The following is a 13527-nucleotide window of genomic DNA, read 5'->3' as shown; positions in this document are numbered from 1 at the left end:
CAATCATGGAGCTCGCGCAGCGACTGTACCGCATCCAGTTGGCGATGAAGACCCCCGCGAACGAGCATCGGTGATGTCACTACGCTGTCACAAGTGCAGCGGACATCCCCGGATTCGAGCAGACGAATCGACCTTGGAAGACGCTGCCAGTACGTGGCCGAAGATTGTTCCGTAGGGTCTGTATCCGCCTCTTAATCAGCGGGTTCGGGGTTCGAGTCCCTGATGGCGCACCAAAGAAAGCCTCTCCGACCAGCACACAACGCTGGATCCGGAGGGGCTTTCTTCATGCGCACTACAGCTTCAGCTGTAGCTTATGAACCGCCGCGGATGCCTACCTGCGCGCTGCCCCGGATCGTCGCTCGCTGCGCGAGATTCTGTTCTGGGGCAGGCTGATAGGGAGTCTCACCAGGGTGAGCGGGGTCATGTTCAGAGGTGCTGCCAGTCCTCGAGGCGGAGGTGGCGGCGGTCGCGGCGGAGGGTCCAGGTGCCGCCCGGGTAGGTGAGGGTGTTGGCGCCTTCGGGGTCTACGAAGTAGCTGGTGCAACCGCCGGTGGACCAGATTCGGGTGCTGAGGAGAGTGCGGGCTCGGGATGCCCAGGAGCGTTCGGCGGATTGCGCGGGGGTGTAGCGGGGGACGGCGTGGGTGTGCATGTGGGCGATGGTGCGCGCTATGAGGCGGGCGGTGGGTTCGATGGCCAGGAATTGGGAGGTGTGGGGCAGGGCGGTGTTGGGGCCGGTGACGGCGAAGAGGTTGGGTAGGCCGGCGAAGGCTATGCCGCGGTAGGCCGTGAAGCCGTCCTCGGTGAATTTCTTTCGAGTGGACGTGGTTTCGGTGCGGAAGTCGGGGAAGCGGGCGATGGAGTCCTGGACGTGGAAGCCGGTGGCCCACACGATGGCGTCGACTTCGTGGTGGGCGCCGTCGGCGGTGCGCAGGCCGGTGGGGGTGATCTCGATGATCTTCTCGGTGACGAGGTCGACGGTGGGCCGGGCGAAAGCGGCGTAGTACTCGTCGGACACCATCGGGCGCTTGCAGCCGAAGCGGTAGTCGGGGACCAGCTTTCGGCGAACCTCGGGATCGGGAACCTGATGCCGCAAGGCGGCCAGGCAGATTCGCTCGTAGAGTCGCACCAGGCGGGGATGGAACTCGGCGAAGTGCAGCGCCTCCAGGAAGGCGAAGACGAAGCCGCGGGCGGCGAGTCGCAGCGGTGGGATGTGGCGGAACAGGGTCCGGACCGTCGGCGGGATGGGGCGGTCGCCGCGGGGCAGCACCCAGGCGGCGGTGCGCTGGAAGGACACCACCTCTCCGGCGGTGCGCGCCAGGGCGGGCACGATCTGCACGGCGCTCGCGCCCGCACCGACCACGGCGATGCGCTTGCCGGCCGGCTCGAAGTCCCGATTCCAGGCGCTCGAATGCATTTGCGCGCCGCTGAATTCGGTGCGGCCCGGGATGTCGGGGATGGCGGCGGTGTGCAGTGAGAAGTACCCCATGACGACGGCACGCGCCCGCACCGTCCGGCCGTCGCTCAGCCGGATCACCCATTCCGCGGCGGCTTCGTCGAAATCCGCGTCGGCCACTTCGCTGTTCAGCTGCACGTGCCGCCGCAGATCGAAGCGATCCACCACCGACTCGGTGTATGCGCGCAGCTCGGGCTGGGGCGCGTAGAGGCGCGTCCACTCCGTATTCGGTGCGAACGAATACGAATACAGCACCGAGGGCACATCGACCGCGCATCCGGGATAGACGTTGTCCCGCCAGGTGCCACCGATGGCATCGGCCCGCTCCAGCAGGACGAAGTTGTCCATGCCGAGGCGGCGAAGATTGATCGCCACAGCCAGCCCGCTGAATCCGGTGCCGATGATGGCAACGTCGTAACGGTCGGGGCCGGAGGAGGACTCGGGCATGCGGGCACCTCGGTTCGTGAATGAGAAGTAGTGATGGGCGGCGAATCGTCAGGCGGAGACGGCCGCGACTTCGGCGGGCGCGGCGCTGCTTTCGCGCAGCCCGAATCGGGTGTGCAAGCGGCGCAGTGGTCGCGGAGCCCACCAGGTCCAGCGTCCGCCCAGGCGCAGCGTCGCCGGGAGCAGGAATCCGCGCACCACGGTGGCGTCGGCCAGCACCGCCAGCGGCAGCCCGATGCCGAAGGCCTTCATGAAGGTGATGTCGGAGGCGAGGAAGCCCAGGAACACGATGGAGATGAGGACCGCGGCGGCGGTGACGATGCGGCCGATCCGCTCCAGCCCGATCGCGACCGAAGCCGTTGCGTCCCCGGTGTTCTCGTACTCCTCACGGATACGGGCCAGCAGGAAGACCTGATAATCCATGGCCAGCCCGAAGGCGACGGCGAACAGCATGACCGGCACCACCGCCGACAGGTCGCCCGTGGGGGTGAACCCGAGCAGCCCGGACAGCCTGCCCTCCTGGAAGATCCACACCAGTGCGCCGAAGGTGGCGGTCAGGCTCAGCGCGCTCAGGATCAGCGCCAGCACCGGCACCAGCACGCTGCCGGTCAACAGGAACAGCAGCAGCGCCATGGCGATCACCACGAAGCCGAGCGCGAAGGGCGCTCGCGCCGTCAGGGCGTGGATGGCGTCCATATTGGCCGCGTCCACCCCGCCGACCAGCGCCCGCGACGGTGCAGGGGTGGCGCGGACGGCGCGGATGACGGCGTCCACCGTCCGAGGGTCGGTGGTGGTGGGCACCACGGAAAGGTAAGCGGCATCGCCGGTTTCGAACCGGTGATGGGCGGTGGTGGCGGGTATCGCGAGCGCGCCCCTGATGTAGCTGCCCGTCGCGGTATCCACGCGTGCGACATCGTCGAGCGACGACAGCGCCACGGCGTACTCGGCGACCCCGGCGTTGCTGTCCGGCAGCACCACGAACAGTCCGCTGAGTTCGGCCGCGTCGAAATCGCGCTGTACGGTCTCGGCCACCTGCCGCGCGGACGACCCCGCCGGCATGGACCGATAGTCGGGAAAACCGGGGTGGAAGCGCAGGAACGGCAGCCCCAGGGCGAGCAGCAGCGCCACCGTGACGGTGGCGACCGGAATCGGCCGCCGCATGACCATTGTCGCGAGCCGATGCCAGAAGCCCTGGTCCAGCGCGCGGGAGTCGCTGCCGGACACCCGTTTCCGGCCGATCCGGAACCTGTCGATGCGATCGCCGGCCACCAGCAGAATCGCCGGCAAGACCGTCAGCGAGACCACGGCGGCGGTGAGCGCCACGGCGATCCCGGCATACCCGATCGATCGCACCGCCAGCAGCGGGAAGATCAGCATGGACGACAGCGCGACGGCCACGGTCAGCGCGGAGAAGGCCACGGTCCGCCCCGCGGATCCCATGGTCGTGATCAGCGCCGCGCGCGGATCGGCGGCCGTGGCGAGCTCCTCGCGATACCGATTGACGATCAGCAGGCTGTAGTCGATCGCCAGGCCCAGCCCGAGCAGTGAGGCCACATTGGTTGCGGTGGACGACAATTCGGTGAACTCCACCAGCAGCCAGAGCACACCCATGGTGAGCATGGTGGTGACGGTTCCGGTGATGAGCGGCAGCGCCGCGCCCACCACGGTCCCGAAGACCACGAGCAGCGCGATCAGGGTCAGCGGAAACGCCACGGCCTCACCGGCGGCCACGTCCTGCTGCCCCTGCTGCACGGTCTCGTGCATCATCATGGCGTACCCGCCGACCCGGACCTCGATCCCGTCGTCGTGCGTACCGCCGAATTCCGGTGCCAGATCGGCGATCCGGTGGTCGATCCGCATCTCATCGCCCATGATCGTCGCGACGATGAGGCCCTGACGGCCGGACTTGTCGCGCAGCGCGGGCAGGTGCCCCGAGGTCCAGTACGACATCACCCCGGAGATATCGGGCTCGGCCTGCAGACGCCGCACAAGTTCCGTTGCGGCATGCGTGGATTCGGCATCATCGACGGTCCTGCCGGCGTCGTCCACGAGCAACACCAGGTTCGGCGCGCCCTGGCCGAAGTGGTCCCGCAGCGCATCGGCGGCGGTGCTGGATTCCGCACTCGGGTCGAAGTATCCGCCACCCTGCAGCTTGCCGAACAGCGTGGTGCTCGCCAGTCCGGCGAGCACCGCCAGCACCCCGGCGACGACCAGCACCGCACGATGCCTGCGCACTACGAATCGCACCATCGGTCAGCGCGCCTCCGCCCGCATGAGCAGCTTCTCCGGATGCACCAGCGCGCCGATCACGGTCTCCCGCACCGGAATACCCGGCACCGGCCGCAGCCGCCAGCGGGCGCAGATGGTCGCCACCTGCAGGGCGATCTCGGTGAGCGCGAACACGTTTCCGGGGCACTGCCGGGCGCCCATGCCGAACGGGATGTGCGCGCCCTTGGACATGTCCGCCATCCGCTCGGGCAGCCACCGGTCCGGATCGAAACGCTGCGGATCGGGATGCACGACGGGATCTCGGTGCACTGCCACCGGACAGACGAAAAGCATACTGCCACCCGGGATTTCGATATCTCCGAGGGTGTACGGGGTGGGCACGTGCCGGACCGTCAGCCACGGCGAATACTTGCGCAGCGTCTCGAGCACAATGCGCTTGGTGATCTCGAGCTCGGCCAGATCGCCGAACTCCGCGGCCCGCGGATCCCCCTGCGTGCGCAACACGGCGTCCACCTCGGCGTGCAGCGCGGCCTCCACCTCGGGATTCTGCCCGAGCTCGTGGAACACCCAGGCCAGCGTCGCCCCGATGGCCTCGGTGCCGCCGACCAGGAAGTTGATCAGCTCGTCGTGTACCTGGGAGTCGGTGAGCGCACCCCCGGATTCATCGCGGGCCTTGAGCAGCGTGTCCAGCAGATCACCGTGATCGAGGTCCGGATCCGCGGCGAGCTCGGCGCGGTACGCGGCGATAATGGTGCCGGTGGCCGCCTTCATCTCCACCACCAGGCGGTCGAAACGGCGATTGCCGGGCAGCGGCAGCCGGTCGATCCAGGCGGGCCGGGTGACGCGCCGGGAGAGCAGGGTCATGACCGGCGGCAGCAGTCGGTGGATGTGTTCGGCTGTCTCGGAACCGAGTTCGCCGGTGAACAGCGATCCGGCCACGGTGCGCAGCGCCAGGTCGTGCATCTGTTCGTTGACCGCGAGGAAATCACCGTTACGCCAGGACGCGGCGCGCTCCGCCCCGAGCCGTGTCATGACCGCCGCGTAACGCGCGATCCGGGACTTCGCGAAGGCGGGCGCGATCATGCGCCGCTCGCGCCGATGCCGCTGGCCCTGGAGCACGGTCACGCCCTCACCGAGCAGCGCCTCGGCGCGTTCGATCATCAGCCCCTGGTCCGACAGCGCCACGAACGCCTCGCGGACCAGCTCGGGGTCGGTGACGACATAGGTGTCGTAGCCGGGAATCCGCACGCGCACAACCGGTCCCACCGACGAGAGCGTGGACAGGAATCGGTAGGGCCGGCGGCCGAACCGCGGCCAGTGGCCGAGCAATGGGATCGCGCCGGGCGCGGTGGGCGCCGCGCGATGCGCGATCGGCGTAACGGTGGCGGTGGATGTCATCGCGAAGGTGCTCCAAATCTGGCGGGCCGGATCGCGCGACGACGCGCGGACTCTTGGTGATTGCGGGCGATGGCCCGGCTGTCGATTGCCGGAAGGGTGCCGGTCTCGGCCAGCGTAACCAGGAATTCGATGCCGTCGCAACCGGACTTTCGTCTTTGTCTCGGGAGCCAAAAACCGTTGCCGCTATTGGTCTTCCGGGAGCAGTAGTATTCGATATGACACCGTCTCCGGGTGATGTCTGTCGCTCTCTGGACCGAGTTTCCTTGACACCGTATGGCGCTCGTCTCTAGCGTCCGTGGAATCCGAACCGAGCCACTGTTCGCCTCGTTCGATTCACATGGACGGCCCACTCGCCGGTTCCATCCATCCCATTACGATCGGGAGTCACGATTGTGAGTGCCGCGCGCCTCGGTGCGCTGGGAGCCGCTCTCCCCCAGCGCGAATACACCACCGACGAAGTACTGGCCCGAATGTCGAGCGGCGGGCAATTCGAAGTCGAGCGGATCACCGGAATCCGCACCCGGCGCATGGTCGACCGGTCCGCGGGTGAGGACAGCCTCTCGCTCGGCGCGCGCGCCGCGCAGGACTGCCTGGCGCGCTCGCGGTACGAGGCCACCGACCTCGATGTGATCATCAGCGCCGGCACCACGGTGCACGACGGGTTCCACATGGTGTTCGAGCCCGCCGCCGCCCACGAGATCGCCCGCCGGATCGGCGCGGACCATGCCATGGGCTACGACGTCGTCAATGCCTGCGGCGGCACCATGACCGCGATCTACCTGCTGGAGAACATGATTCGCGCCGGTCTGGTGCGCACCGGCATGGTGGTGACGGCGGAGATCATCTCCCCGGTCACCGAGGGCGCACTCGCCGAGGCGAAGGACGCGCGCGATCTGCAGTTCCCGGCGCTCACCCTGGCCGACGCCGCCGTCGCGGTGATCGTGGACCGCGCCGAGGACGAACACGACCGCATCCACTACGTGGACATGATCACCTGCGCCGAGTTCTCGCCGTTGTGTATCGCCAAGCCCAGCGACGCCTCCGAGAACATGATCATGCTGACCGACAATATGACCATGCAGGCGGCCCCGCGCCGGGAAACCTGGGCGAAACTGCACCGCGATCGGCTCGTCAAGCGCGGCACCACCTTCGCCGACGAGAAGTTCGATTTCATCGTCTTCCATCAACTCGGGGTGGCGTTCACCGAGAAGCTGGCCGAATCCGGCGCCAAGATCCACGAGGCGGAAATGCCGCCGCGGCTGGCGACCGTGCACAAATACGCGAATACCGGTGCCAGCACGCATTTCCTCGCGATATATGACTACATATCGCGGGGAGAAATACCGAAGGGTTCCAAGATCTGCGTGGTGCCGACCGCCTCCGGAATGATCTTCGGCGTCATGTCGGCCACTCTCGATTCTCTGGTGGGATGAGCATGTCTGTTGTCATCGAACAATCCGCGATCAGCGCCGCCCCGGCCACCGCGGGATCCATCGACCATGCCGTGGCCGCGGGCCGGGAATGCCTGGAGCGAGCCGGAATCGAACCCGGCGATATCGACGTGCTGGTCAATGTCGGCGTCTATCGGGACGGCAATGTGGTCGAGCCCGCGAACTCCGCGCTCATCCAGCTCGGGCTGCGCATGCACCTGGACTACGAGGCGGGATCGGGCCGCTCCACCTTCTCGTTCGACCTGCGCAACGGCGCGTGCGGGGTGCTGAACGCCGTGCACGCCGCGACCGCGCTGCTGGCCAATGGCACCGCGCAACGGGTGCTGGTCGTCGGCAGTGATGCGCACCCCGGCGGAATCGCCCACCGGCCGAACGACTTCCGGTACGCGACCGTCGGTTCGGCCTGGCTGCTGAGCAAGGGGGTGGATCGAGAGACGGGTTTCGGCCCGCTACGTATTTCCCCGGTGCGCGGCCGGGCAGCGGGCGCGAATCCGGGCGTCGCCGGATATCTGGACCTGAAGGCCATGGGAAGTGCCGGGCAGCAGACCATTACGGTCGAGGTCGCGCCGGACTACGAGACGGTGATCACCGCGACGGCGGCCGACACGCTGCGCGGCTACCTGGCCGATCAGCCCGAAATCGACACGGGCAATACCGTTCTGGTCACCAACAACCCGGTGCCCGGACTCGCGAGCGGCCTCGCGGAGGAATTCGGATTCGCCCGCGGCTACCAGGCGATGACCGGTGACCGCGACGCCGGAAGCTCGGGCCTGGCCATTGCCTACCACCAGCTTCGGGAGCAGGGCGCACTGACGCCGGGCGCCGAGCTGGTATTCCTGGCGGCGGGTTCGGGTCCGATGGCCGGATGCGTGAGCTACCGGGTGGAAGGGGCCGCGTGAATCAGGTACTCGACGATCCGGATCTGCTGCTGGCGCGCCAGATCGAGAAGTACGCCGGTTTGCCCGCCGTCAGCTATCGGACCCGGCCGTTGGGCGGCGCGGGCGGCGTCGGGGTCAGCGCCGCCTTCGACGCGCTGACCTTCGCCGACCTCGGCGAGCGGATCGACGCCTACGCGCGATCCTTTGCCGAGATCGGAATCACCAAGGGCGTCAAGACGATTGTGATGGTCCGGCCCGACCCGGATCTGTTCGCGGTGATCTTCGCGCTGTTCCGGGTGGGCGCGGTGCCGGTGGTAGTGGACCCGGGCATGGGCGTGAATCGCATGCTGCACTGCTTCCGCAGTGTCGGCGCACAGGCGTTCATCGGCGTCCCGGAGGCCCACCTGATCCGGATCGCCGCGCGTCGCACCTTCCGGTCGGTGCGCGTGCACGTCACGGCGGGCGCTCGCTCCTATTGGGGCGGTTACACACTGGCGCAGCTGGCCGAGCGCGGCCGTGTGGGCGAGCCGGTCGCGGTCGCCCACGCACCCGGGGATCTGCTGATGATCGCGTTCACCACCGGCAGCACGGGCCCCGCCAAGGGAGTGGAGTTCACCCGCGCGGGCTTCGCCGCCTCGCTGCGGGTGGTCACCGATCTGCACGATCGCGCGGACGGTTTCGTCTCACTGGCCACAGTGCCGCTGTTCGGGCTGTTCGATCTGATGCAGGGCGCGCACGTGGTGCTCGGGCCGGTGGATCCGGTGAAGGTGTCGCAGGCGGATCCCGCGCTGCTGGTCGAGGTGGCCCGCGCCTTCCGGATCACCGATCTGACCGCCTCGCCCGCCCTGCTGGGTCCCCTCGGCGCCTATCTGGGCCGGACCGGAATCGAGCTGCCCAGCCTCACCACGGTCATTTCGATGGGTGCGCCCGCGAACCTGGAGGCGCTGGTCGCGGTGCGCAGCGCGCTCGGACCGCGGGCCCGGGTCTTCACCACCTACGGTGCGACCGAGGCGCTTCCGCTGACCACCCTGGAGTGGTCGGAGCTCGAGACGCTGCGGGAGCGGACCCGGGACGGGGCCGGCACCTGCGTGGGACGGGCACTGCCGGAGTCCGACAGTGATACCCGAGTGCGGATCATTCGCATCACCGATGACGAAATACCGGTCTGGACAGACGATTTGGAGGTCGCGCCGGGCGAGATCGGGGAGATCGTCGCCGCCGGGCCGCAGGTCAGTCAGCGCTACCACGACAACCCGGCCGCCGATGCGCGCGCCAAGATCGACGAACGGCTACCCGACGGCACGCTGCGCCGCTGGCACCGCATCGGCGACCTCGCCTGGCGGGACACCGACGACCGGCTGTGGTTCTGTGGCCGCATCTCCCAGCGGGTACGCACCGGCGCCGGGGACCTGTTCACCGTGCAGTGCGAACAGGTCTTCAATACCCACCCGGATGTCCACCGCACTGCGCTGGTCGGCGTCGGCCGGGCCGGCGCGCAGGTGCCGGTGCTCTGCTACGAGCCGCGCGCGGGCGTCGATCGCGGCGCGGGCCCCCGCATCGAGCGGGAATTGCGGGGACTGGCCGAGTCCCACGAGATCACCGCGCCGATCCGCACCTTCCTGCGGCACGACGGCTTCCCGGTCGACATCCGGCACAACGCCAAGATCGGCCGCGAGGCGCTGTCGGAGTGGGCCGGCGCCCGCCTCGGCTACGACAGTGAAGGAAAACAGCGATGAAAGTCCTCGTCACCGGCGGCACCGGATTCCTCGGCAGCCACATCGTCGACCAGGCCCTGGCCGCGGGCGACCAGGTGCGCGTACTCGCCCGCCCCACCGCCGATCTCGGCTATCTGGGCTCACTGCCCGAGGTCGAGATCGTGCACGGCGACCTCGGCGACCCGGAGTCGCTCACCGCGGCCTGCAAGGGCGTGGACGTAGTGCACCACAGCGCCGGCCGGGTGGCCGAGACCGGCCACCGCCGCCAGTTCTGGGAGGCCAATGTCGAGGGCACCCGGCGGCTCATGGATGCCGCACGGCGCGCCGGCACGGGCCGTTTCGTCTTCGTCAGCAGCCCGAGTGTGGCCACCGAGTACGATCGCGAGCGTTTCGGCATCGACGAATCCGAACCCTATGTGCGCAACCCGAAGAGCTACTACGTCGAGACCAAGGCGATTGCCGAGCGTGAGGTGCTGGCGGCGAACGGGCCCGACTTCACCACCTGCGCGCTGCGTCCCCGGATGATCTGGGGGCCGCGCTCGGGCGGCTGGATGACGCTGCTGCTGAACAAGATTCGCTCCGGGCGTCTACCCGATCTGTCGGGCGGCAAGCCGGTGCTGGTGTCGATCACCTACTGCGAGCATGCCGCTCGCGCGTGCGTGCAGGCGTCGCGGTCCGACGCGGTGGCCGGGAAACCCTACTTCCTGGCCGACACCGAGGACGTCGACCTGTGGGGCTTCGCCCGCGATCTGGCGAGGGCCTTCGACCTGGCACCGCCGACACGGACCATTCCGAAACCGGTGCTGGACGGCATCATCGCGGTCTTCGACACCGTCTGGAAGATCCCCGGACTGCAGTCGCGCGTCGCGCCCCCGCTGTCCAGCTGGACGGTCGCGGCGCTCACGGTGTCGAGCACCTACGACACCGGCGCGGCCCGGCGCGATTTCGGCTACGCCCCGACGATTTCCCTGCGCGACGGTCTGGATCGCTATGTGGCGTGGGCGGAATCGATCGGCGGGCTGTCGGCACTTCCGTCCTGATTCCCCCTGCCGTCCTGATTCGCCCTGCCGCCCTGGTCTGCTCACCAGGACAGCGCAACGCTCCCGGTCCGGAATGGACCGGGAGCGTTGTCGTTTCGTCTCCCCCGCCGTCGTTTCGGCTCACCCCGCAGACGGCAGGGCACGTTCCTCCGCGGGCAACAACAGCGCGGTCAGCTCGTCGAGAGCGGCGTCCAAACCGTCGGTCAGGTACTCCATCGCCGGCAGCTTGTCGGCCGCCCCGAGCACGCCGAAGTGCAGCGCGTCGAGGTAGCCCACACAGGTGACATTGAACGGGTTGCCGTGCATGAGCAGCGAGATCGGGTACAGCGACTCCAGCCGGGCACCGTTCCAGTACAACGGATTTCGGGGTCCGGGAACATTGGAGATGCCCATCGGATGCGAGGCCGGAGTGTTGGTGCGACCCCAGGTCAGTCCCATGATCCACGGCAGGGTGACGGCCAGGCCGTAGCCGATGACCGTATTGGCCGGGAGGCCCGCCATCTCCTGTTTCGCGGCGCGGATCGCCGCGCGGACCGCAGCCAGGCGCTCGGCGGGGTCGGCGATATCGGTACCCAGCGCGGTGAACATCATGCCCGCGCGGGTACCCACCCGGTCGTCGTCGCCTTCCCGCAGGTCCACGGGGACTCCGGCGGTGAGCGGGCGTGCGGGGAGCTCCGCATGTTCGGTCAGGTAGTCGCGCAAGGCCGTGCCGACCAGATAGAGCACGATGTCGTTGATCGTGCAGTCGGCGGCCTTGGCCAGCCGCTTGAACCGGCCCAGGTCATAGCGGCGCAGGGACAGGTCCCGGCGGCCGGTGATCGGCCCGTCGAAGATGGACGCCGGCTGCTGGTAGGCCCGCTGCGCCGGGGTCCGGCCGCGGGCGCGGCGCAGGGCGTCGCGGCCCGCCGCACCGATGCCGCGCACCAGTTCGAGCACGCCCCGCAGCGTCGCGAGCAGGGTCCGCAACCGGCTCGCGGACGGAACCCGCTGCGGCGCATCCGGATTCACGCGGCCGACGGTGAACAGGTTCGGTGTGTCCCGGTCGGCCGGATCCGTCGAGAAGGTGTCGATGAACAGCCGCATCAGCGAGGCGCCGTCGAACAGGCTGTGATGCACCTTGAGAATGAGGGCGAAGCGGTCCGGCGCCAGGCCTTCGACCAGGTGAATCTCCCACTGCGGCCGGGTCGCATCGAGTTGTTCGCGGTGGATGCGGGCGGCCAGCTCGACGAGTTCGCGGCGGTCACCGGGCCGGTTCAGTTGCCAGGTCCGGATGTGGTCGGCCGGATCGACCTCGGCGGCCTCGCGCATGAGGGCCACCAGGCGGGTCAGCGGACCGCCGACCGGCACCAGATTCCACGGCTGCGGCACCGCGATCGGCGCGACGACCTGTGCGCGCCAGCGCCGGACGAAGCGGGCCGCATCCCCGTCCGGGACGGTGAACTCCAGCAGGAATGCGACATGCATCGGCATATCGGGTGATTCGAGGGACAGCCAGACGCCGTCGGTGGCCGACAGCCGCTTGATCGCCATGCGCGATCCTTTCGTGCTCGAGAGTCAGTGGGCCGGCCGGGGCGTGATATCCAGCCGCATACCGGTCGGGATGACGGCGAAATGGAAACGGTCCCTGGGTGGTTCGCTATTCGCCGGCAGCGCGATGTCGAAGTTGCGGCACACCATGCCGGTGACGCTCTTGACCTCCAGCATGGCCAGGCCGCGGCCCGGGCAGAAGCGGGGGCCGGAGCCGAACGGGATGGAGGCGTCGGGCCGGTGATTGCCGGGGCCCTCGTTCAGCCAGCGATCGGGATCGAAAACCAGTGGCTCGCTGAAGTTCTCCTCCTGCAGGCCCGCATGCTGGACATTGACGATGACCCAGGTTCCAGCCGGGATGTGCACCCCGGCGATGGTCCGGTCGACGATCGCTTCCAAGCCGATGAGGGGGGTGGTGGGCTGCAGCCGCATGGATTCGGCCGCGACCGCCTCCAGGTACGGCTGCCGGTCCAGCACGGACGGGATCTCGGCGATCTCCTCCCGAATCCGCTGCTGCACTTCGGGTTTCCCGGCCAAATGGTAGAGCAGCCAGGCCATGGCATTGCTGGTGGTGTCCTGGCCCGCGATGAGGATCGTGAGCGCTTCCGCGAACAGCTCGTCGTCGGTGAACGAGCCGCGGCCGTCCTGCGCCAGCAGCAACGCCTCGATGAAATTCGTGGGCCGCTCGGGGAGACTCGCGCGAGCACGGGCGATGACGTCGGTCAGATCCTGCCGCAGGGCCGCCAATGCGCGCTCGAGGGCCCGATCGTCGGGCAGCTTCACATAGCGCCAGTATGGGAACGGCGTGGCGAGCCGGCGATTCAGCATGGGGAAGATCAGCTCCAAATGGCGCTGAATGACGTCGCCGGATTCTTCGATGGTGTTGATGTCGTAGTCGAAGGTCAGTTTGGCGGTGACATCGACCGTGTAGCGGGTCAATTCGGCGCGCACATCCTCCGGGGACCGGCGTTCCCAGCGCCGGCGCAGGCGTTCGGTAATGGTCTCCAGGGTAGGTTGGAAACCGCGCAGATGAGCCGCGTTGAAGGCGGGCATGGCCAGCTTGCGCCGCCGCCGCCAGGCCTCGCCCTCCAGGGAGAACAGGCCGTTGGAGCCCATGTCGTCCATGGCCGACTCGATGGCGGACTGCCGCCGGAAGCCGCCGGGGCGGTCCCGCAGGATCTCCCGATTGAGTTCGGGATCGCTCACCACCACGATCCGCCGACCGGGCATGCCGACCCGGTACAACGCCCCGTATTCGTCGCTCCAGGAGTCGAATTGGCGATGCAGCAGGGAGGGTGTCAATTGCGGGAGATTGCCGACCAGTGGCCATCCTCTGGGCCCCGGTAGATCGTCCACTGACACCATTCGAGAAGTCGAGAGGGACACTACA

9 protein-coding genes are annotated in these 13527 nt (G+C 68.3%); 4 read left to right on the top strand and 5 right to left on the bottom strand.

Features of this window, described 5'->3' with window-relative positions; translation table 11 throughout:
- Positions 1 to 426: 426 nt before the first annotated feature.
- From ABZV44_RS10455 to ABZV44_RS10445, 3 genes are read right to left on the bottom strand one after another with little or no spacing between them, the layout of a single operon-like run.
- A complete protein-coding gene (locus tag ABZV44_RS10455) occupies positions 427 to 1902 on the bottom strand; it encodes an NAD(P)/FAD-dependent oxidoreductase (protein ID WP_354834259.1) in 1476 nt (491 codons plus the stop codon).
- A gap of 48 nt (positions 1903 to 1950) precedes the next feature.
- Positions 1951 to 4149, bottom strand: a complete 2199-nt coding sequence (locus tag ABZV44_RS10450) for an MMPL family transporter (RefSeq protein ID WP_354834256.1) — start codon at positions 4147 to 4149, stop codon at positions 1951 to 1953.
- A 3-nt stretch (positions 4150 to 4152) separates the two neighbouring features.
- Positions 4153 to 5526 (bottom strand): cytochrome P450, encoded by a 1374-nt coding sequence (locus ABZV44_RS10445; RefSeq protein WP_354834253.1) that lies wholly within the window; start codon positions 5524 to 5526, stop codon positions 4153 to 4155.
- Positions 5527 to 5918: 392 nt separating this feature from the next.
- On the opposite strand from ABZV44_RS10445, the gene ABZV44_RS10440 reads away from it, so the two are divergent.
- From ABZV44_RS10440 to ABZV44_RS10425, 4 genes are read left to right on the top strand one after another with little or no spacing between them, the layout of a single operon-like run.
- A complete protein-coding gene (locus ABZV44_RS10440) occupies positions 5919 to 6959 on the top strand; it encodes a 3-oxoacyl-[acyl-carrier-protein] synthase III C-terminal domain-containing protein (protein WP_354834250.1) in 1041 nt (346 codons plus the stop codon).
- Positions 6956 to 7876, top strand: a complete 921-nt coding sequence (locus ABZV44_RS10435; protein WP_354834247.1) for a hypothetical protein — start codon at positions 6956 to 6958, stop codon at positions 7874 to 7876. Before ABZV44_RS10440 ends, ABZV44_RS10435 begins: the two co-directional genes overlap by 4 nt.
- Positions 7873 to 9591 (top strand): fatty acid CoA ligase family protein, encoded by a 1719-nt coding sequence (locus ABZV44_RS10430; protein WP_354834244.1) that lies wholly within the window; start codon positions 7873 to 7875, stop codon positions 9589 to 9591. Before ABZV44_RS10435 ends, ABZV44_RS10430 begins: the two co-directional genes overlap by 4 nt.
- Positions 9588 to 10610 carry an NAD-dependent epimerase/dehydratase family protein gene (locus tag ABZV44_RS10425; protein WP_354834241.1) on the top strand — a complete coding sequence of 341 codons (1023 nt, stop codon included), beginning with the start codon at positions 9588 to 9590 and terminating at the stop codon, positions 10608 to 10610. The genes ABZV44_RS10430 and ABZV44_RS10425 overlap by 4 nt, the downstream gene beginning before the upstream one ends.
- A gap of 120 nt (positions 10611 to 10730) precedes the next feature.
- Here the strand turns inward: ABZV44_RS10425 and ABZV44_RS10420 are convergent, their stop codons facing one another.
- Both ABZV44_RS10420 and ABZV44_RS10415 read right to left on the bottom strand, forming a co-directional pair.
- The gene (locus ABZV44_RS10420; protein WP_354834238.1) at positions 10731 to 12140 is read right to left on the bottom strand and encodes a wax ester/triacylglycerol synthase family O-acyltransferase; all 1410 of its coding nucleotides are present in this window, start codon (positions 12138 to 12140) and stop codon (positions 10731 to 10733) included.
- A gap of 24 nt (positions 12141 to 12164) precedes the next feature.
- Positions 12165 to 13493 (bottom strand): cytochrome P450, encoded by a 1329-nt coding sequence (locus ABZV44_RS10415; RefSeq protein WP_354834235.1) that lies wholly within the window; start codon positions 13491 to 13493, stop codon positions 12165 to 12167.
- Between the last annotated feature and the right edge of the window lie 34 nt (positions 13494 to 13527).

Source organism: Nocardia sp. NPDC004860 (assembly GCF_040609015.1).
Taxonomy (GTDB): Bacteria; Actinomycetota; Actinomycetes; order Mycobacteriales; family Mycobacteriaceae; genus Nocardia.
This window is presented reverse-complemented; position numbering and strand designations above follow the sequence as displayed.

Bases quoted from the DNA above. Each gene is read 5' to 3' on its own strand.
- ABZV44_RS10455 (WP_354834259.1), bottom strand. From the start codon at position 1,902: ATGCCCGAGTCCTCCTCCGGCCCCGACCGTTACGACGTTGCCATCATC.
- ABZV44_RS10450 (WP_354834256.1), bottom strand. From the start codon at position 4,149: ATGGTGCGATTCGTAGTGCGCAGGCATCGTGCGGTGCTGGTCGTCGCC.
- ABZV44_RS10445 (WP_354834253.1), bottom strand. From the start codon at position 5,526: ATGACATCCACCGCCACCGTTACGCCGATCGCGCATCGCGCGGCGCCC.
- ABZV44_RS10435 (WP_354834247.1), top strand. From the start codon at position 6,956: ATGAGCATGTCTGTTGTCATCGAACAATCCGCGATCAGCGCCGCCCCG.
- ABZV44_RS10425 (WP_354834241.1), top strand. From the start codon at position 9,588: ATGAAAGTCCTCGTCACCGGCGGCACCGGATTCCTCGGCAGCCACATC.
- ABZV44_RS10420 (WP_354834238.1), bottom strand. From the start codon at position 12,140: ATGGCGATCAAGCGGCTGTCGGCCACCGACGGCGTCTGGCTGTCCCTC.